General features: G+C 60.9%; 18 protein-coding genes. 7 read left to right on the plus strand and 11 right to left on the minus strand.

Annotated features, from left to right (window positions below):
* Positions 1 to 91: 91 nt before the first annotated feature.
* Positions 92 to 2,743 (minus strand): DNA polymerase I, encoded by a 2,652-nt coding sequence (polA, locus tag NSJP_RS03610; protein ID WP_080885568.1) that lies wholly within the window; start codon positions 2,741 to 2,743, stop codon positions 92 to 94.
* Between the two features lie 83 nt (positions 2,744 to 2,826).
* Positions 2,827 to 3,258: a PGPGW domain-containing protein gene (locus tag NSJP_RS03615; RefSeq protein WP_080885569.1), complete on the minus strand. Its 432-nt coding sequence runs from the start codon at positions 3,256 to 3,258 to the stop codon at positions 2,827 to 2,829.
* A 98-nt stretch (positions 3,259 to 3,356) separates the two neighbouring features.
* On the opposite strand from NSJP_RS03615, the gene NSJP_RS03620 reads away from it, so the two are divergent.
* On the plus strand, positions 3,357 to 3,713 hold the full coding sequence (locus NSJP_RS03620; RefSeq protein WP_080885570.1) for a hypothetical protein: 357 nt from the start codon (positions 3,357 to 3,359) through the stop codon (positions 3,711 to 3,713).
* Between the two features lie 45 nt (positions 3,714 to 3,758).
* Here the strand turns inward: NSJP_RS03620 and NSJP_RS03625 are convergent, their stop codons facing one another.
* The 5 genes from NSJP_RS03625 to NSJP_RS03645 form a co-directional block, all read right to left on the minus strand.
* Positions 3,759 to 4,418: an endonuclease III domain-containing protein gene (locus tag NSJP_RS03625; protein WP_080885571.1), complete on the minus strand. Its 660-nt coding sequence runs from the start codon at positions 4,416 to 4,418 to the stop codon at positions 3,759 to 3,761.
* 56 nt (positions 4,419 to 4,474) lie between these two features.
* Positions 4,475 to 4,669, minus strand: a complete 195-nt coding sequence (gene rpsU, locus NSJP_RS03630; RefSeq protein WP_080885572.1) for a 30S ribosomal protein S21 — start codon at positions 4,667 to 4,669, stop codon at positions 4,475 to 4,477.
* Positions 4,579 to 6,252 carry a glutamate formimidoyltransferase gene (gene ftcD, locus NSJP_RS03635; RefSeq protein ID WP_080885573.1) on the minus strand — a complete coding sequence of 558 codons (1,674 nt, stop codon included), beginning with the start codon at positions 6,250 to 6,252 and terminating at the stop codon, positions 4,579 to 4,581. The genes rpsU and ftcD overlap by 91 nt, the downstream gene beginning before the upstream one ends.
* Before the next feature lie 76 nt (positions 6,253 to 6,328).
* A complete protein-coding gene (locus NSJP_RS03640; protein WP_080885574.1) occupies positions 6,329 to 6,574 on the minus strand; it encodes a sulfurtransferase TusA family protein in 246 nt (81 codons plus the stop codon).
* A gap of 38 nt (positions 6,575 to 6,612) precedes the next feature.
* Positions 6,613 to 7,143 carry a DsrE/DsrF/DrsH-like family protein gene (locus NSJP_RS03645; RefSeq protein WP_080885575.1) on the minus strand — a complete coding sequence of 177 codons (531 nt, stop codon included), beginning with the start codon at positions 7,141 to 7,143 and terminating at the stop codon, positions 6,613 to 6,615.
* Between the two features lie 277 nt (positions 7,144 to 7,420).
* Here NSJP_RS03645 and NSJP_RS03650 point away from each other — a divergent pair, with 277 nt between their 5' ends.
* Positions 7,421 to 8,506 carry an aromatic ring-hydroxylating oxygenase subunit alpha gene (locus tag NSJP_RS03650; protein WP_080885576.1) on the plus strand — a complete coding sequence of 362 codons (1,086 nt, stop codon included), beginning with the start codon at positions 7,421 to 7,423 and terminating at the stop codon, positions 8,504 to 8,506.
* 2 nt (positions 8,507 to 8,508) lie between these two features.
* Positions 8,509 to 9,171, plus strand: coding sequence for a S16 family serine protease (locus tag NSJP_RS03655; RefSeq protein WP_080885577.1), 663 nt, complete (start codon positions 8,509 to 8,511; stop codon positions 9,169 to 9,171).
* 5 nt (positions 9,172 to 9,176) lie between these two features.
* On the opposite strand, the gene NSJP_RS03660 is transcribed toward NSJP_RS03655, so the two are convergent.
* Entirely contained in the window at positions 9,177 to 11,183 is a 2,007-nt protein-coding gene (locus NSJP_RS03660) for a cation:proton antiporter domain-containing protein (RefSeq protein WP_080888499.1), read from the minus strand.
* A gap of 100 nt (positions 11,184 to 11,283) precedes the next feature.
* Here NSJP_RS03660 and NSJP_RS03665 point away from each other — a divergent pair, with 100 nt between their 5' ends.
* Positions 11,284 to 11,988 carry an HAD family hydrolase gene (locus NSJP_RS03665; protein WP_080885578.1) on the plus strand — a complete coding sequence of 235 codons (705 nt, stop codon included), beginning with the start codon at positions 11,284 to 11,286 and terminating at the stop codon, positions 11,986 to 11,988.
* 180 nt (positions 11,989 to 12,168) lie between these two features.
* Complete coding sequence (locus NSJP_RS03670) at positions 12,169 to 12,750, plus strand: hypothetical protein (RefSeq protein WP_080885579.1); 582 nt, start codon at positions 12,169 to 12,171, stop codon at positions 12,748 to 12,750.
* Between the two features lie 93 nt (positions 12,751 to 12,843).
* Here NSJP_RS03670 and NSJP_RS03675 read toward each other — a convergent pair whose 3' ends face one another.
* From NSJP_RS03675 to NSJP_RS03685, 3 genes are all read right to left on the minus strand, one after another.
* On the minus strand, positions 12,844 to 13,866 hold the full coding sequence (locus NSJP_RS03675; RefSeq protein WP_080885580.1) for an NAD-dependent epimerase: 1,023 nt from the start codon (positions 13,864 to 13,866) through the stop codon (positions 12,844 to 12,846).
* A gap of 34 nt (positions 13,867 to 13,900) precedes the next feature.
* Positions 13,901 to 15,529, minus strand: coding sequence for an MBL fold metallo-hydrolase (locus NSJP_RS03680; RefSeq protein ID WP_172834134.1), 1,629 nt, complete (start codon positions 15,527 to 15,529; stop codon positions 13,901 to 13,903).
* A 63-nt stretch (positions 15,530 to 15,592) separates the two neighbouring features.
* Complete coding sequence (locus NSJP_RS03685) at positions 15,593 to 16,030, minus strand: VOC family protein (protein ID WP_080885582.1); 438 nt, start codon at positions 16,028 to 16,030, stop codon at positions 15,593 to 15,595.
* A gap of 144 nt (positions 16,031 to 16,174) precedes the next feature.
* Between NSJP_RS03685 and NSJP_RS03690 the strand changes: the two genes are divergently transcribed.
* A complete protein-coding gene (locus NSJP_RS03690) occupies positions 16,175 to 16,990 on the plus strand; it encodes a formylglycine-generating enzyme family protein (RefSeq protein ID WP_172834135.1) in 816 nt (271 codons plus the stop codon).
* A gap of 45 nt (positions 16,991 to 17,035) precedes the next feature.
* Positions 17,036 to 18,304 (plus strand): uroporphyrinogen-III synthase, encoded by a 1,269-nt coding sequence (locus NSJP_RS03695; protein WP_080885584.1) that lies wholly within the window; start codon positions 17,036 to 17,038, stop codon positions 18,302 to 18,304.
* Positions 18,305 to 18,364 lie beyond the last annotated feature (60 nt).

The following is an 18,364-nucleotide window of genomic DNA, read 5'->3' on the forward strand; positions in this document are numbered from 1 at the left end:
CCTCCTGTTCTTGCCGATTTGTCCGGTCGATCTCAATCGAGCGTCCGGATGCGTCCAAGTCCGCCGTGAAATCTTTCACGCATCCTGGCGATCAAGGATGAGCCACCCGCCAATTCTTGCCCACTCCCATATCGACTTTCAGCGGCACCGATAGGCCGAGCTGCGATCCCACTCCCTCCATTTCCCCTTTGACCAGGGCCTGTGCCTCAGCCATCTCCTTCTCGGGGACCTCAAAGATCAATTCATCGTGAACCTGCAGGATCATCTTGGTGTGCGGGAGATCCTTGTGAAGCCGCCGGTGGACGTTGATCATGGCGATTTTGATCAGATCGGCGGCGGATCCTTGAATGGGGCTGTTCACCGCCATGCGTTCACCGACCCCTCTCTGCACGGGATCACCGCTTCGCAGTTCGGGGATCGGCCGGCGCCGGCCCAGGATCGTCGTCGTGTAGCCTTTGTCTTTGCCTTCGGCGATGTTTCGATCCATGAGCGCCCGTACGGCGGCAAATTTTTCAAAGAATGTCTCGATGTACTTCCTCGCCTCGGCCTGCGGCACACCGATGTTCTGCGAAAGCCCGAACGGACTGATGCCGTAGACGATCCCGAAGACTACGGTCTTGGCGGCCCGGCGCATGTCCCGCGTAATTTGTCCGGAAGGAAGCCCGAAGATCTCCATCGCGGTGGCCATGTGGATATCCTCGCCTTTGGCGAACACCTCTATCAAGCGAGGATCCTGGGAAAGATGCGCCAAGATGCGCGGCTCGATCTGACTGTAGTCGGCGCAGAGCAGCTCGTGCCCCTTGGACGCGATGAAGGCTTCGCGGATCCGGATCCCGTAGTTTCCCTTGACCGGAATATTCTGGAGATTCGGATCGGTCGACGACAACCGGCCGGTGGCGGCGACCGTTTGATTGAGCGAGGTATGCAGACGTTTGGTTTCCGGACTGATCAACGCCGGCAGCGCGTCGACGTAGGTCGATTTGAGTTTGCTGACGCTGCGATAGTTCAGGATCTGCTCCGGCAAGCTGTGCTGGGCGGCCAACTGGGTCAAGGTCTCTTCATCCGTCGAATAGCCCGTCTTGGTTTTACGGAGGGGCTTCAAACCCAGCCGCTCGAACAAGACGGCGGCCAACTGCTTCGGGGAATTGATATTGAACTCGCCTCCTGCCAATGCCGTGATGGTTTCCATCATGCGGTCCAGCTCGCGCTCCATCTCCTTGCCGAGTTCGTGCAATTCCTGGACGTCCAGCAAGAATCCGTTCCGTTCGATTTCAGTCAGCACGGGCACGAGCGGCATTTCGACGTCGCGAAAAAGCATCACGCTCCCCTGCCCCGCCAGCCGCTCGGTCAATGCGGGACCGAGAAGCGCCAGAACCGAGGCGGCTTCAACCGTTTCCGAGCGCGATCCGACATCCGCATCGAACAGAGACCGGGGCGCGGCCGCCTGCCCGGAACCGGGTCGCCGGCCCAGGACCTCGAATGCCACTGTGTCCAGCTGATGGTCGCGTCGGTTGGGGTTGAGGAGATAGTCCGCCACCATGACGTCCATATAAGGCCCGGCCAATGTGATGCCCATGCGATGAAAGGCCAGCAGCGTCGTTTTCAGGTCATGGACGATCTTGGGTCGCGTGCCGTCGTTCAACAGCGACGTAATCGGCCTCATGTAGGTTTGTACGTCGAGCGGAAAGAACGCCGTCTTGTCTCCCGATGACAACGCCATGCCCTGCATCGAGGCAAGCACCCCACTGCCTCCCGCCAGAAGACAACGAACGCCGATCACCCCGCCTTCGGGCAGTTGCTCGACGAAGCGCCGCGCGGTCTCCTCGTCGGACACCACGTCGAACGCCGCCGCGACCGGTTGGACCGGCTCGGGCGCCGGCTGAAGGGATTTCAGCAAGGTCGTGAATTCCAACTCCCTGAACAACTCCGCGAGGCGATCGGGCTGTGGAATCCGGGCCGCATACCGAGAAGGATCAAACTGCACGGGAGCATCGAGGACGATGGTGGCGAGCCGTCGGCTCAGCTTTGCGCTCTCACCCTGTTCGGCCAGCAAGGCCCGCACGCGAGGCGGCGTCACCTCATCGACGCGACGCAGCAATTCCTCGATCGTTCCAAATTGCGACAGGAGCTTGACCGCGGTCTTTTCGCCGATTCCTTTTACGCCGGGAATGTTGTCCGTGCTGTCTCCCATCAAGCCCATCACCTCGACGACACGAGACGGCTCGACGCCGAACCGTTCCAGGCACTCCGCTTCCCCCGACCACTTGTTCTTGACCGGATCGAAGATCCGGATATGCGGAGTCAACAATTGAAACATGTCTTTGTCGCCCGTCACGATAACGACGTCGTAGCCCGCGGCTTCCGCTTGGCGCGCCAAGGTTCCGATCAGGTCGTCTGCTTCGTAGCCGACGTGCCTGACCACGGGTATCGAGAAGGCTTCGACGAGGCGATGGATGTACGGCACCTGCGCTTGCATCCCTTCCGGCATCGGCGGGCGTTGGGCCTTGTATTCCTTGAATTCCTCATGCCGGAGCGTGGGACCCCTTTCGTCGAAGGCCACGGCGAGGCAATCCGGGCCGTGCTCGCGGACGATCTTCATCAACGTCGTGGTAAAACCGTACACGGCATTGGTTTGAAGCCCTTTCGACGTGATCAACGGAGGCAGGGCGAAGAACGCGCGATAGACATACGCGCTCCCGTCAATCAGATAGAGCGTGCGTGGTTGTGCGTCAGTGGGAGTCATAGCCGGCCAAACTTCGCGTTCATTCGTGTGACAGCCGCTCGTTCCATCCGCCCGGATGGTGGCGACCGTCGAGAAGGCTCACATTACAAATCCGGTGCGAGGACAAGCGGAGGCTTTTGAAACTTCCGGCGCATCGCGTTGACGGCCCCGAGGACGGTCGGTTGACCGATCATCTTGGCTTCGACCCTGCGTTTGCCGGGAAAGTCGAGCATCGAGATGCCGATCAGCATCGTGAGGATGCCCTGCCCCGGCAGGAACAGCATCAGGAACCCCACGAAGACGAACACGGCACCCAAGATGTTCTTGACGAGATGGCCCGCCATACGAAGCACGGGGTGATGATTTTCCATCCATGGCCGCGGCACCCGGACGTCAAAATAGTCCGCAGGAAGCCGCACCAAGATGAAGGGGATGGCGATAAGCGTGCCGACGAAGAATATCAGCGAGAGGACCGTCAACGCGATCAAGGTATCGGTCGAGACGACCTGCTCCACCGTCGAAAGGAGCCAATCCATGGGGTCGGCATCCTAACACGCGACCTACAGGCACTCAAGCCGAGAACCTCGCGGGCACCCGTGTTTACTGCGTGACACATGAACGCTATAATTCGTGCATGTCGATCTTCGCGCGCACTCAGAGCCGGCCGTGGTCCTTCCCGGCGCTGCTGCTGGCTCTTCTGACCGTCTTTCTTGCGCCCATGCCGGCGCTCGCCGGATCCGATGACCTCCGAATCGAAATCACGAAGAAAGGCCTCGGCAAGGAAGTCGTCATCACCCAGGGAACTCGCGAGTGGTACATGCTGGTCGAGGTCACGCCGGAAAACACCGTGGTGGTTAGACAGGAAAAGGAGCAGGACCGGTATCTGGTGGATGAAAGCGAAACACACGACCGCCCCCTCGCTCCGATCGAGGTCGACGGCGCGATCACCGATTACATCAACAGCGTGAAGACGCGGGTGCACAAGAGGTAGCCCCGCCTGCAACAGGCGTTGTGGCCGGAGATAAAGCCATCCGGCTCAGCGGCTCTTGGTCACTCCCGTCCGATCACAATAATCAGTCAACTTGCATCGGCTGCAAAAAGGCGACATCGGTTGGCAGAGATTCTGTCCGTAGGGAACCAGCAAGTCGTTGAGCGTAATCCAATACGGCTTCGGCAGCTTGTGGCGCAGCGCCTGCTCGGTCTCCTCGGGCGTGCGCGTCTTCACATAGCCCCAGCGATTGGCAATGCGATGGACATGGATGTCCACGCAAATCCCCGGCTTTCGATATCCCACCGTCACCACGAGATTGGCCGTCTTGCGTCCCACGCCGGACAGCGTCAGCAGTTCGTCGATGGAATCGGGAACGGTTCCCCCGTAGACGTCGATGAGACGGCGGCAGATGAGACGAATCGATTTGGCCTTCGTACGATAGAATCCCACCGGGTAAATGGCCTGTTGGATCTTCGCCAGTGGAAGGGACAGCATGGCGGCAGGAGTATGGGCAAGGGCGAACAAGCGTCCGCTAGCCTCGCCGGTGGTCTTGTCCTTGGTACGCAGGCTCAGGAGACAGGAGATTAAAATGCGGAAAGGGTCACGGTCCGATTCGCGCGCTACCACGCCCACGACCGGCTCCTGCCATTGGCGCACTTCGCGCCTGACAAGGGCGATCGCCTCATGGATTTGGTCCTGGCGCATCCGAAACAGGAAGGAACGGGACGGCAGACCTGATCAGGACATGAAGGAAGAAGTGTCTATTCCGGCTTCCGCTTCGACAACCACTTTTGCCGGCGCCGTTGCGCTTCGCGTTGCTTGGCTTTCTTCCTGACGCTCGGCTTCTCGTAGTAACGCCGCCGCTTCAGTTCCCGGAAAAGCCCTTCACCTGCGAGCTTCTTCTTGGCGACCTTGAGGGCCTTTTCAACGTTGTTATTGAAGACCTTGATTTCCATTCGCGTCGCTTCTGTGCTTTCTCAGGCCGTGCCTGTGCTGATTTTTCCTTAATGACAGACCGATCAGGCGGCGGAGTGTAGCACAGCCTCCTCAGTTCCTCAAGGCAGATTGCAGTCCGGCGCATTGCAGCCTCAATTTGCCCTATAAACATCCGATTTATTTGATGTTTAATGTTCTCTCCCGCAATATGAAGACTGGCTTCTGCCGCAGCGAGACAAAGGATAATCCCGACGGTCGAATCGGCTTGCACCCTCTGCTTGACGTGTTGCCGGCCGATGTAAAGCCATTTCCCAGCCCGTCCCGTCAGCTCGGCAATCTGCAAGGGAATCTGCGTTGCACGATGCAGCGCCTGAGCCAGTCGAGCGGGGCGTCGCGAGTCGGATGCCGGAAGTCTTGAAGCCTCAAGATACTCCCCATAGGCAACCCCGTCCGCCTGCGCCAATCTTCCAAGCCGTTCGGCAATGGAAGCGAGGCGCGCCGTCTCGCCGCGCCGACGGCTCAAGCGCGCGCCCATGATTCCCAGCGAGACGGCACAGGAGGCGACCAGAGCCGATACCGAAGCCCCGGCCGGGCTGGGTGTCGCGGCCGCAATCGCGTCCAAGAGTTGGCCGACGGAGAGGGCACGCAGGTCCCTCGCCGGCTGATGGCGTGCGATCGTGACCGAGCCCTGGGAGGCTTCCAAGGCCGATTCGATTTTCTTTTCCAGGATGAGCGAACGATCAAACGATTCGAGGCGAAGGGCATCGGCAGCCGCATCGACCAGCGCCGCCTGGGGGACCAACCCTACGATCTCACTGTCAGCGACGGCCACCCCGTGTAAGGAGGCCAAGGCCTGCACGGCTTCGAACACGGCGTGGACGGGTGTCACGCGATAGTCGGTCAGATTCATGGCCACCTGCACCATGCCGCGGCTGGACAGTTCGACCCCGATCGCCTTCACATGCGACATGCCTCCGTTCGATTCGCGGATCGTCCGGGCAATCGACCGGGAGACTTCGAGATCCCCCGACTGCAGATTGACGTTGAAGGCGATCAACGGAGGCCTGGCCCCGATCACCACCGCTCCCGCGGTCCGATGCAGCGTGGCGGGGCCGAAATCAGGACGCCACCGGCGATCGGACCGCATCCGACGCGCCAACCCTTCCAAGCCCCCGCGCCGCACGGATTCCAGCGGCGCACGGTCCGGTCCGGCGGCCGCTTGCTCATAGAGAAATACCGGGATCTCCAACTGTCTTCCCACGCGTTCCCCGAGACGCCGGGCCAGCCGCACACAATCATGGGCCGTGACACCCTTGGCCGGCACAAAGGGCACGACGTCCGTGGCGCCGATTCGGGGATGCACTCCGCGATGCTTCCGGATATCGATCAGTCTGGTCGCCACCCGAATGGCACGAAACGCCGCGTCGGCCGCTGCATCCGGTTCGCCCACGAACGTGAGAACGGACCGGTGATGATCCGGATCCATCGTCCAGTCCAACAACATCACGCCTGGCACCGATTGCACGGCCCGGATCAAGGCGTGGACGGTCGTCCGGTTCCGTCCCTCGCTGAAGTTCGGCACGCAGGTGACCAGATGGTCCACAGCCTGTCCTTTGTCCAATAAAAAAGCCGGAGGATGAGGATCATGCCTCCGGCTTCATATGCCCGTGGTGGAGGTGTTACTTGGTCTTCTTCACAAATGCTTTGTAGATGCGCCCGGACTGGGCCTGTTCCTCTTCGAGCCCCAGCATCTGATGTCCCGTCGTATCGCACCAGGCCGGCATGTCTTTTTTGATACCCTCATCGTCGGAGACGACCTCGAGGACTTGTCCCAGAGCCAATTCCTTGATTTTTTTCGACGTCATAATGATCGGCATGGGACAAAAATACCCCAGCGTATCGAGCGTCACATCAGCGGTGATCATGGTACCCCCGTCACGCATGACGGCGTGAATATCGCCCGTCAAATGAAGAGATTGACGCTACCGTGCTTCGCCTCGGCCAAATACGTCGTGACACCCGCGAATTGGTCTACGCCGTCGATCAGGGTATCCTTCGTGATACCCATGAGTCCCATCGTGGTCGTGCATGCGATGAACCGGACTCCGAGGTCCATCGCCGTGGCCATCAATTCAGGCACACCCGGCATCCGGCTCTGCTTCATCACCCTGTGCATCATTCCTGTTCCGATTCCTCCGAAATGGAAGCGGGACAGCGGAAGGGTCTCGGCGCCGCCTTTGTTCAACAATCCGAACATGCGTCGAAGCCAGTCCTTGGCGGAACTCGTCGCACCTTTCCGGCGGATGGCGTTCAATCCCCAGAAGGTGAAGAATATCGTGACCTGCATTCCCATTGCCGCCGCCCCGGTTGCGATGATGAACGCCGCCATTGCGCGGTCGAGATCGCCGCTCAACAGCACGATCGTCACGCGGTCAGGCTTCGAAGCCTGCAGATCGGACAAGTTGACCGCGGGGTCCAGTTGCGTCGTCGTCATGGAGTTTCGTCGTTACGTCCAGAAAATGCCAAATTTACGAAGGATTTTTGACTATAGTCTCCGCGACTTTTTCTTGTCAAGAAACGGGGGCCCTTACGAGCACAGCGGCGTATGGCGGCGCGGAGTGGCATCGTGCCGCATGAGTGATGCGTACGAAGCGCCGCGAGCCGAGCGCCCTTGCGGCATTGCTTGACCTTCGGAAACTCGCTCGTTATAGTCCTATGCAGGTCGCACGCGGCTCCCGGCGTGGCATTAGCGCCCATCCTCCCCACTCATAATGAACTCAGACTCGATCGTACAACCAAGACCAGCCAAGAGTGCGCCGCTTTTCGGATTTTGGTATCCCGCCTGCCGCAGTTCCGAACTCGGACCCGGCATGCTGAAAGGTACCATTCTACTCGGCCTGCCCATCGTCGTATGCAAAACGGATCACGGTGTCGTGGCCGCCATGCGCGATATTTGCCCCCACCGGGGCATGCCGTTGTCGTTCGGGCGGATGCGGGGCGATTGCGTGGAGTGCGCCTACCACGGATGGCAGTTCGACCCGAAGGGTCGATGTCGGACGATTCCTGCGCTGGTCCAGGATTCCCCCGTTCAAACGGACAAGATCGGTGTCACGAACTACCCGTGCCGGGAACGGGACGGATATGTCTGGGTCTTCATCCCCGACTCTCAACGCCCGGATCAACCAATTCCTGATGTTCCGCCGCTGCCCTTGCCCTCTACGTCCTATCGGATGATCCAACTTTCCACATTGCTCGACTGTGCGATCGACGACGGCATCGTCGGCCTGATAGATCCGGCTCACGGCCCATTCGTCCATCAAAGTTCCTGGTGGCGCACCGCAGCCGAGATGCGTGAGAAGGCGAAGACCTTTGAACCGATTCCCTACGGATTCCGCATGGTGCCCCACGCCGCCTCCATGAACAGCGCATACAAGCTGCTCAATCGGTTGTATCCCGGACCGCTCATGACGACCATCGACTTTGTATTGCCCAATCAGAGATTTGAGTTCGTCCAAATCGGAAACACCTTCATGTCGAATCGAACGACCGTGACGCCGATCTCTGATCAGCAATGCCGAATCGACTTCTGCGCAGCCTGGAACACCCTGAAATGGCTCCCTTTCGCCAAAACTCTTTTTCGCTACTTCGGCAATATGTTCTTGTCGCAGGATAAGTTGGCGATGGAACGCCAAGCGGTGGGCCTCAGATACAAGCCGGCCATGATGCTGATCGACGACGCGGACACGCCGGCGAAGTGGTATTACAAGCTCAAGGCCGCCCACCTCGACTCTCTGCAAACCGGATTGCCGCTCGACCATCCGCTGAAAGGCCGTGTGACGCTTCGCTGGAGAAGTTGAGGATGTCGAGCGGTTTCCGACGCCCGAACCCGTTCCTCATGGCGTGCCTGCTCGCGCTCCTCCCTTTTTCACCGGCCCCCGCATTCGACAATCTCCACGTCGCATCCGTGCCCGCCTTGGCCGTTCTCAGCGATGGACGGACGGGAGCCGTCCACTACATCGCCCTTCAGATCTCTTCCGACCCCGGAGCGGACGGACCGGTGATTCAATTCAGCGAGATCAATTTGGGAGGCGGTTCGCTGGTCGGGGACGACTGGAAGGCCGGCGTCCGGCAGGCCGTGCTGACCGCCTTGCGCCATCTCGGAATGGACGGACGTGATTGGGTGGTCACCGTCAAGAATCGATCCCACAATGCCATGACCGACGGCATGAGCGCGAGCGGCGCGGTCGCAGTCGGCATCATGGCGGCCTGGCGTGGCGACGCCATACGACCCGGCGTGGCCATGACCGGCCAAATCGCGCCCAACGGCGACATTCTCGGCGTCGGCAGCGTTCCTCAGAAAGTCGAAGCGGCCGCAAGAGAGCAGTTCAACACGGTGCTCGTGCCGCGCGGACAATCCAATATGGGAGACGGGAACTTCGGCAGTCAGGCTCGGCGAGTGGCCGTCATCGAAGTGGGCACGTTGGATGAAGCCTATCACGCGATGGCCGGCCCGCGGTACTGACGCGGCTACTCCTGCGATAACTCAACCAGAAGACTCATCGCGCGCCTGATCTGCTCGCGCGACCCCAGTAGCACCACAATATCGCCGGCCTTGAGTTTGGTCTTCATCGACGGATTGGATTGGGTGACGCCGGCTCTCGTCCATGCGATCACGGACGCTCCCGTGCGGGGACGGATGGCCAATTCATCCAGAGTTTTTCCCACGGAGGGCGCCTCCTGCTCGATCCGGCAGGTTTCAACCTCCGCATCGGTAAGCGTGCCACCCCTCAGGTGATGGGCCAGCTCGGGCAACTCGCTGCGCCGCAACAGGGCATAACCCTCCCGCCTGATCTGCTCGGCCTTTCGAGTCACGAACTCCTGCGGCATGTCATAGGTGCGCAGAACGAGCGCAAAGATCTCGATGGATGTTTCGAATTCCTCCGGCACGACGTCGTCGGCTCCCAGCTGATGGAGTTCCTCGAGCTCCCGCAAGTAGCGCGTGCGGACGACCACGTGCAGTTTGGGATTGAGCCCCTTGGCCACTTGAACGGTCCGCCGGGTGACAAACGGATCCGAGATGGCGACGACCAGCACTTTGGCGTCTTCGATCTTCATGTGACGCAAGACATTCGCGTTCGTAGCGTCGCCGTAGTACACCGGGACGCCATGTTGTGCCTCCCGTCTGACCGTGTCGCCGTCCAGATCCAACGCGACGTGTGGAATCTCCGTTTCACTCAGAACGCGCGCCAGATTCCGCCCGTTGAGCCCGTACCCGACGATAATGACGTGGTCTTTGATTCGGATGTGCTTGCCTTCCGTTTGCAGCGCATGCGCCGTGGTGCGAGTGGGAAACCAATGCCGCAGCCGTTGCATCGCCTCGACGCGCCGCGCCATCGACGGAGACCACTCCATTAAGAAGGGCGTGATGATCATGGACAGCACCGAGACCGCCAGGAACACCTGGTAGGGATCTCCCCGCAACAATCCGCTCTCCTGTCCCTGTTGGGCCAGCAAAAAGCTGAACTCCCCCACCTGCGCCAACGCCACCCCGACCATCAGCGCCGAACGGGGTGGCGCCTGCACCGCCAGCGCGGCGAGCGCTCCGGTCATGAACTTCACCACCAGGATGGCCGCCAGCAGTCCGGCCACCACCAAGGGATGTTCGATCAACACGCGCCAGTTCATGAGGATGCCGATGGAGACGAAAAACAGGCTGTTGAAACTATCGCGGAACGGGAGCACCTCCGCCATGGCCTGATGACTGTACTCGGACTCCGAGATGACGAGGCCGGCGATGAAGGCGCCGAGGGCCAGGGAAAGGCCGCCCAAGGAGGTCAGCCAAGCGATGCCCAGGCAGAGCACGATGACCGTGAGCAGGAACAACTCCCGACTCCGGCTCCTGACGATATGCTCCAACAGTTTCGGGACGGCATACCAGGCGGCGGCCACGACCAAACCGACCACGACCGCGGACTTCCCCAGCGTCGTGAGAATCGTGAGTCCGGCTCCCTCGGCATGGCTGGCGAGGATGGGCGTCAACAGCATCATCGGCACGACCGCGAGGTCCTGAAAAATCAGAATGCCGATCGTGGCGCGCCCATGGATCGAATCGCTGTCGCCGCGATTTGCCAGGGTCTTCAGGACGATAGCCGTGCTGCTCAGGGAGATCATGAAACCCCAGAAAACCCCCTCCTGCCATCCGAGGCCGGTCGGCAGGATGGCCAGACACGCCACGACCAACACCCCGCCGACTTGAATGGGCGCCGCCACCAGCAGCAGCCGTTTCAAGGACGCGAGCTGCACCAATGAGAACTCGATCCCGATGGTGAAGAGAAGCAGAACGACGCCGATCTCGGCCAGAACCTGGACCGTGCCCACGTCCGAGATGAGGTTCAACCCGTGAGGCCCGATCAGCGCCCCTGCGACGAGGAATCCGGCGATCGACGGAAGCCTGAATTGATGAAACACGAACACGACGGCGATCGAGACCGAAAAAATGACCAGCAGATTGCCCAGCACTCCATAATCTGTCATATGGACTCCGAACCAATAATGACGCGGAGGATACCGCAGCATGGCCCCAGGGACAAGGCAAAGCTTGTTCCGGCTGCAGCCGTTTTTGTAGAGTGCCCGGGTGACACCGGACGCGCGTCAGGCGATCGGCGCCATCATTTTCGACTTCAACGGGGTGCTCGCGGACGACGAGACGCCTCACGTCCTATGCTTTCAGCAGGCATTGGCGGAGTTCGGCCTGTCGTTGACGGTGGAGGACTATTACGGCACGTACCTCGGCATGGACGAGCGGACCTGCACCGCAACGCTGCTGCGGGCCAGCGGCGACGCCGGCGACCGACGCCTGCTCGACCGTATCATCGCCAGGAAGGCCCAACTCTTCGCGCTCCGAACCGCCGACGATCAGCTTCCGCTGTTCCCCGGAGCGGCCGACTTCGTGAAGGCGGCCCGATCCGGATACCGGCTGGCCGTCGCGTCGGGGGGCCGGCGTCACCAGATCGACCGAGCCATCCACGGAACCGCGATCGAGGAAATCTTCGACGTCATCGTCGCGGCGGACGACTGTCCGATCGGAAAGCCCGATCCCGCCATTTATCGCATGACGCTCGCTCGCCTCAACGACGGAGCACGGACGCCTTCCCTGTCCGCCTCGAACTGTCTGGTGATCGAAGATTCCCTTGCCGGAATCCGATCGGCCCGACAAGCCGGCATGAAGGTTCTCGCCGTGGCGTCGACCTATCCCGCAGAAAGGCTACGAGAAGCCGATGGAGTCCTGGCCGGCTTCGTGGGTCTGACTCCGGAAGAAGCGGTCCGCATGGTCGCCTAAATCGGTCGGCACGGCCTTGCACGTCCGTCCCAATCGCACGGCTCCGCCACGACCCCCTCGAAAGGTGAATAGACGCTGCGCGCACGGGTGGAATAGCTTGTCGGCACGATGATGGATCGTGTGAATCGACGATCCGTACAGGCCACGCTGATAATCTTTACAAATTCAGGGAGGTGCTTTATGAGGCCACGCGATGTGTACCGGGTCGTGGCGACCTTGGCAATGATTTGGACGGCGATGCCCGCGCTGTCGAATGCCTCTGAACAGGCCGACGTCGATCTCGGCACCATGTGGAGTTGTCCGCTCCCGGATGGAACGGTCCTCTACACCAACAAGGACAGGAAGAACAAGGACGGTTGCACGCCGATGTCATTGAAGCCCCTCTCGGTCGTCCCGTCTCTGGACGCGATGCCGACCTATCGTCCCCCGGTCGCCTCCGCCCCTCAATATGACATTCCCGCGATCGATCGGGGCGCCGGCCCGTCGGGATCCGCGGCTGCGCCTGATTGGGCCAAGGACTGGCACGCCAGCGTGACCTCATCCGGATCGGTGCAGGCGGAAGTCTGCTCCATATATAGCGAATGGCTTCAACTGAATCAGAAGTCGCGCGGAGGATTTTATTTCGGCTCCGATCCGTCCTACGGCGGGGATGTCTCAGCCCAAAACCAGCGGGGACCGAGCTACTCGTTCTACGACAATGCTCGTTATCATACCCTGGCCCGGATCTTCGGCACGGGATTCGTTCCGGTCGGCTGCCTCTAACGATTCTATTGAAGTAGCCGGCTCAATTGCCTGATCGTCGCCGGCTCGGAATGCGTCTGAAACGCCCGGGCCGGCCCCTGAATTCCCTACCCGTCAGACCTTGTAAAACTCCCGATACCATTGTACGAAACGTGGCACGCCGACTTCGATCGGAGTCGCAGGCTTGAAGCCGACGTCTCGAGCGAGGTCGTCAATGTCCGCATACGTCGCCGGAACATCACCCGGCTGCAGCGGCAGCAGCCGCTTCTCGGCCTTCTTCCCCACGGCTTCTTCGAGCACTTCGATGAACCGCAGCAGCTCCACCGGTTGATGATTGCCGATGTTGTAAACCCGCGCCGGAGCAGAACTGGTTCCGGGGTCCGGAGTGTCGCCTGACCATTGGGGATTCGACTCCGCCGGGCGATCGAGCGTCCGCACCACCCCTTCGACGATGTCGTCGACGTAGGTGAAGTCGCGGCGCATCTTTCCCTGATTGAAGACGTCGATCGGTTGCCCTTCCAGGATGGCTTTCGTGAAAATGAACAGCGCCATGTCGGGTCGTCCCCAGGGTCCATAGACGGTGAAAAACCGAAGCCCGGTACAGGGCATGCCATACAGATGCGCGTAGGAATGGGCCATCAATTCGTTGGCCTTTTTGCTGACCGCGTAGAGCGAGACCGGGTGGTCGACATTGTCGTGGATGGAAAAGGGCATGTGGGTATTGCCGCCGTAGACGGAGCTCGACGAGGCATAGACGAGGTGTTCGACCTTGGCATGCCGGCAGCCTTCGAGCACGTTGAGGAACCCTTCGATGTTGCTGTCGGTATAGGCATGGGGATTGATCAGGGAGTATCGGACGCCGGCCTGCGCCGCAAGATGAACGACCCGCTTGATCGGGTGCTCGGCGAACAACTCCTTCATGCCCAATCGATTAGCCAAATCGAGCTTGACGAACTGGAACCCCTCCAACGGGGTCAACTGGGCCAAGCGGGCCTGCTTGAGCCGAACATCATAGTAATCGTTGACGTTGTCGAGGCCGATCACGGAATCGCCCCGTGCGATCAACCGCTTGACGACGTGAAACCCGATGAATCCGGCGGCTCCCGTCACGAGAATCGCTCTGTTCGAGTCACCCATGCGCCATCCTCTCCCCGGCTGTCGACTCCGGCCGCTACGTCCGCCGTCCCGTCTTCGCAAAAGACGGTTCTCCGAACACCGCCGTATATAGGGCCATCGGCTCGAGGCTTGATCCGGTCGACTGGACGTCGATCGTTCCGTCCTGCGTCAGACGATACCGGTCGAATGCCTGGGCGTAATGATATCCGCAACCCAGAGGAGAGAGAAATTCTTTCAGATTTTGCGGAGGCTCCCAATGTGCCGTGAGCAGCGCCGTTCTCGCGGGATTTCTCCGGCTGAACATGAAGGACAGATGATCGGGGTACCAGTCGGCGCCTCCCGTGGCGTAGGAGATGAAGGTCTTCGCCCGCGCCGCTTCGCAGATCGCGGCCAGATAGGCATTGGTCAGGTAGCCGTTCTCGCCCACTTCGAGCCACTGACCCGGATGGGACAGGGCCGCGTGCGCGGCATGGCTCCGAAGCTCGAGCAGTTGCTGCTGCGACGCGAACACGAGCGGAATCGGTCCGTACTGGTCCACCAGACGAGCGAGGACATTTTCGTTCAGTGCGGAACGTCCGTCGTTGGTCGGGCCGCTGTCGGCGTGCACCAGGACGTTGTAGCCTCGGTCGCTGATCAAATAACAGTTGCGCGGCATCCCGAGGTCGCACGGATCTTCTCCGTAAAACGGAACGGAAACGACGGCCCCTCCTTCGAACGACCAGGCCTCGCCGTGGGCCAACTCGACGACGTGAGCGAACCCCAACTCCCGAAGCAACGATTGGTAGTCATAGAAAAACCGTTTGCGGTTGCGCCGGCTCGGCACGATGATGGGCGTTTCCTTTGGAACGTGCAGGAGCGTGCGAGGGTCCACATGGTCGTCATGGTCGTGAGTCAGAAACACGGCGGCGGGCTTGGGCAGCAGCGCACCCCACGGAGACGGCACGGACGATTCCGCATACCAAGGCAACAGCCACGGGTCGAAGAGGAGGACCTGTTCCTGTTGCCGATACAATAAGGCGGCATGGCCGAGGTGGACCGTGTCCTGATCCTGCACGGCGTCGAACCACCGCTGTCGCACCACGGACTGGGGCGAACTGGCAAGACATTCGTATTGATGCAACGCCTCCATCAATCGAATGAGCACGACCTGCGCCTCCCGCGGTGAGGTCGTGACCACCGTCTTGACTTCCTCCACTTGTCGCGTACCGTCCAGCATGCCCAGGACCTTTCCGATCACGGGACCGAGTGGACGCTGGTCGAAGCCGATCGGAATGGCCTGGCGCTTCACGGAATGAAAGATCCGCAGCCCCCCGTTGGTCACCGTGGAGGACCGGGCCGGATCGTTCGGGAAATCCCAGTGAAAGCTCCCGTCGGGCTTGCGCCCGCAGGCGATATGCCGCTGCAGGTACGGCCGCGCGGCGACGAGTTCCGCATAGGCGTCCTCCAATCGCCGGCGACGAGCCGGATCGTCCAGGGGGGCCCGTTTGGAGAATACGTCGCTGATGGCGGTATCGATGGAGCTGGCCAGCAGGCCATGGGCTTCGTGAAGGCTCGCAATGACGTCGGGGGCCGCGCCGCCGACGAAGGGAAAAGGACCGGGTGCTTCGCCGCTTTCCAATTGAACCCACACCCACGGCACCAGGCGAAGATATTGCTGCCTTGGATAATGGTCCCAGATCTTCATGGATGCCATGTGCGGAGCGGCAGGGATACAGACGAACCGACCTGCCTCGGCAGGCCGCTTCCGTCAGTCATGGCTGACCCATCGCAGCCTGCTGATGGTCGGCTCGTACAGCGCTTGGATGACGTTGCCGTCGGGATCGGAGAAGTAAAATGAGTAGCTGCCGTCCCGGTGCTGCTTCGGCTCCTTGGCGATGGCTCCCCCCAATGACACGATCTTCGGCGCCACCGCGGCATACATGCGATCGACCGCTTGGGGACTCTCCACGATCACGCCCAGATGATCCAACAGCTGCCGGGTCGCCGCGGCATAGGCCTGGAGCTCCCCCGGACTGATTTGATGCAATGCCAAGTTGTCCGCCCCCGAACTGAAATACACGTTGTCGGCATCCGGCTCCCACACCACGCTCATCCCCAACACTTGTTCATAAAACGCCCGGGAGCGTTTCAAGTTGGTGACGCGGAGCGCCACATGCCGTAAGCCACGATGCGCGGGAACATCCATACCGGTCTCGCTGCCCGTTATACTAGGTAACACCCGCTCCGCCGTCAATTCGATTTTCGCGTTTGCTGATCCGCTGCGAACGGCCGGATGGCTGTGCTACGATGCGTGCATCAGTCATCCCAATTCATGAAGGAGAATTGCATAATGTGGGGCTCGCTTTCGCTGCTGATCGCCGCCATCGTCTTGGGTCTGCCTCCCGCAATCCGTGCCGCCGACGCAGTGCCGCCCGGAAGCGACGGAGCTCCGATGGTGAAGGTTCCGGCCGGACCCTTCCCGATGGGCGTGCCTCCCGGCGATCGGGACGGAGGCCGGGACGAATATCCCCGCCATGAGGTCTCTCTGGATACCTATGAGATCGACCTGTACGAGGTGACGAATGCCCGATATCAGGCGTTCGTAAAGTCCACGGCCCACCGCGTGCCGCAGAATCCCAACAATCCCACAAGGAATCTCTGGCAAGGCGAGACGGTGTCCGATACGCTGGCCGACCGGCCGGTCGTGAACGTAGACTGGGCCGATGCGGATGCCTATTGCCGGTGGGCGGGCAAACGATTGCCTACGGAAGCCGAATGGGAAAAGGCGGCCAAGGGCAACACCGATCATCGCTTTCCCTGGGGCAACGTCGAGCCCACCAACAAGCATTTGAACTTCAACCAGAAGTGGATAGGCGAAAAGACACTCATGCCGGTCGGGAGTTATGAGGCGGGAAAGAGTCCTTACGGTGCCTACGACATGGCGGGAAACGTTTGGGAGTGGGTCCACGACTGGTACGACCCCCGGTACTACGAGAAGAGTCCCGGCAAGAATCCCAAAGGGCCCGACAGCGGAACCAAGCGGGTGCTTCGCGGGTCCGGATGGCAGAATGAAACCCCGACCGTCCGCATTTTTACCCGCGTCGAGAGCGATCCGACCGTCCGGAACGAATCGACCGGCTTTCGCTGCGCAAGGGATGCGAAATAATCGTTTGCGCTGAGGATCTCTCCGCCGGCATGGTACAAGAAGGCCATGACCCGATCCGACCAGGCTGAACGGCTCCGGACCAAGAGCCGGCAATTGGCCGTAGGCGTGCTCAAACTCTTGGGCGCACTTCCGAGAACCCCCGACATCCTCGCGCTCGAGCCATCGATCGTGAAAGCGGTCACTTCATTGGCCGCAGGTTGCCGGGCGCTCGTTCGGTCTGCTTCACAAACCGAGGAAGCGGTCGGGCGGCTCGATGCGACCAACGAGGCCGACGACTGCCTGTTTTGGCTGGACTTGCTCGTAGCGACCGCGCCGGAACACGAGGCGGCCATCCGTCCGTGGCTCGAAGAACTGGCGGACCTGACGGCGCTGCTGTCGACCGACGTGAAGCTGGAGGAAACGTTCTCCGTTGAACCCTCTCCCGACCGGCAATCAGCCTCCGATCCGGTCGAGCATGGAACGCAGGAGGGGGAAGCGACCGGACGCCCGCTGCGCATGTTGTCGTTTGAGAGCCGGATGGCCAAAGACATGGCCCGATTGATCGAGCACGCCGGCGGCACACCGTTGGTCGCCCCCGCCCTTCGCGAAATCTCCATTCCGCTCCAGGAAAACGGTGCCGTATTTCGGTTCGGCGTCAAACTGATGCTTCATCAGATCGACATTGTGATCCTGCTCACCGGCGTCGGCACCAGGGCGCTGCTCGAAACCCTGCAAATCCGCTATCCCCTCGCGCAGCTCATCGAGGCGCTGAAGCACACGATGATCGTCACGCGAGGACCGAAACCGTTGGCCGCCCTGAAACATGTCGGATTGGAAGCCAATCTCACCGTGCCGGAACCGAATACCTGGCAGGACGTCGTGGCCACACTCGACTATTACAGGCCCGTGCAGGGATTGCGGGTCGCCGTGCAGGAATACGGCGTGTCCAATCCGGATCTGATCAACGATCTCAAAACCAGAGGAGCGGAAGTCTTCGTCGTACCGCTCTACCGATGGGCGATGCCGATCGACACGACACCCATGACGGGCGCAATCGAAGACGTCTTACGCGGTGCAATTGACGTGCTGCTGGTCACGAACGCGGCCCAGATCGACCACGTCATGCAATTGGTGGAACGCGACGGAAAAACCGAGGCCTTCCGCATCGCCTGCCGCCGGCTGGTGATCGCCTCGATCGGCCCCACGGCCAGCGAGCGATTGCGGCATTACGACCTTCCCGTCGACATGGAACCTTCCCACCCAAAGATGGGCATCCTCGTGAAGGAAGCCGCCGCACTGGCGCCGACCCTGCTCCAACGCAAACGCTGCGCGTAGCGCCCAGAAGATCGGGCACGAGGGAAACCCGGGCCACGGGTTTCCCTCATGTCGATCGCG

This window comes from Nitrospira japonica (assembly GCF_900169565.1).
In the GTDB taxonomy this organism is placed as follows: domain Bacteria; phylum Nitrospirota; class Nitrospiria; order Nitrospirales; family Nitrospiraceae; genus Nitrospira_C; species Nitrospira_C japonica_A.

Coding starts and splice junctions, on each gene's coding strand:
- NSJP_RS03675 (WP_080885580.1), bottom strand. CDS start 13,866: ATGGGTGACTCGAACAGAGCGATTCTCGTGACGGGAGCCGCCGGATTC.
- NSJP_RS03645 (WP_080885575.1), bottom strand. CDS start 7,143: ATGACGACGACGCAACTGGACCCCGCGGTCAACTTGTCCGATCTGCAG.
- NSJP_RS03695 (WP_080885584.1), top strand. CDS start 17,036: ATGACCCGATCCGACCAGGCTGAACGGCTCCGGACCAAGAGCCGGCAA.
- NSJP_RS03660 (WP_080888499.1), bottom strand. CDS start 11,183: ATGACAGATTATGGAGTGCTGGGCAATCTGCTGGTCATTTTTTCGGTC.
- NSJP_RS03670 (WP_080885579.1), top strand. CDS start 12,169: ATGAGGCCACGCGATGTGTACCGGGTCGTGGCGACCTTGGCAATGATT.
- NSJP_RS03650 (WP_080885576.1), top strand. CDS start 7,421: ATGAACTCAGACTCGATCGTACAACCAAGACCAGCCAAGAGTGCGCCG.
- NSJP_RS03615 (WP_080885569.1), bottom strand. CDS start 3,258: ATGGATTGGCTCCTTTCGACGGTGGAGCAGGTCGTCTCGACCGATACC.
- NSJP_RS03690 (WP_172834135.1), top strand. CDS start 16,175: ATGTGGGGCTCGCTTTCGCTGCTGATCGCCGCCATCGTCTTGGGTCTG.
- NSJP_RS03640 (WP_080885574.1), bottom strand. CDS start 6,574: ATGATCACCGCTGATGTGACGCTCGATACGCTGGGGTATTTTTGTCCC.
- NSJP_RS03680 (WP_172834134.1), bottom strand. CDS start 15,529: ATGAAGATCTGGGACCATTATCCAAGGCAGCAATATCTTCGCCTGGTG.
- NSJP_RS03620 (WP_080885570.1), top strand. CDS start 3,357: ATGTCGATCTTCGCGCGCACTCAGAGCCGGCCGTGGTCCTTCCCGGCG.
- polA (WP_080885568.1), bottom strand. CDS start 2,743: ATGACTCCCACTGACGCACAACCACGCACGCTCTATCTGATTGACGGG.
- NSJP_RS03625 (WP_080885571.1), bottom strand. CDS start 4,418: ATGCGCCAGGACCAAATCCATGAGGCGATCGCCCTTGTCAGGCGCGAA.
- rpsU (WP_080885572.1), bottom strand. CDS start 4,669: ATGGAAATCAAGGTCTTCAATAACAACGTTGAAAAGGCCCTCAAGGTC.
- NSJP_RS03685 (WP_080885582.1), bottom strand. CDS start 16,030: ATGGATGTTCCCGCGCATCGTGGCTTACGGCATGTGGCGCTCCGCGTC.
- NSJP_RS03655 (WP_080885577.1), top strand. CDS start 8,509: ATGTCGAGCGGTTTCCGACGCCCGAACCCGTTCCTCATGGCGTGCCTG.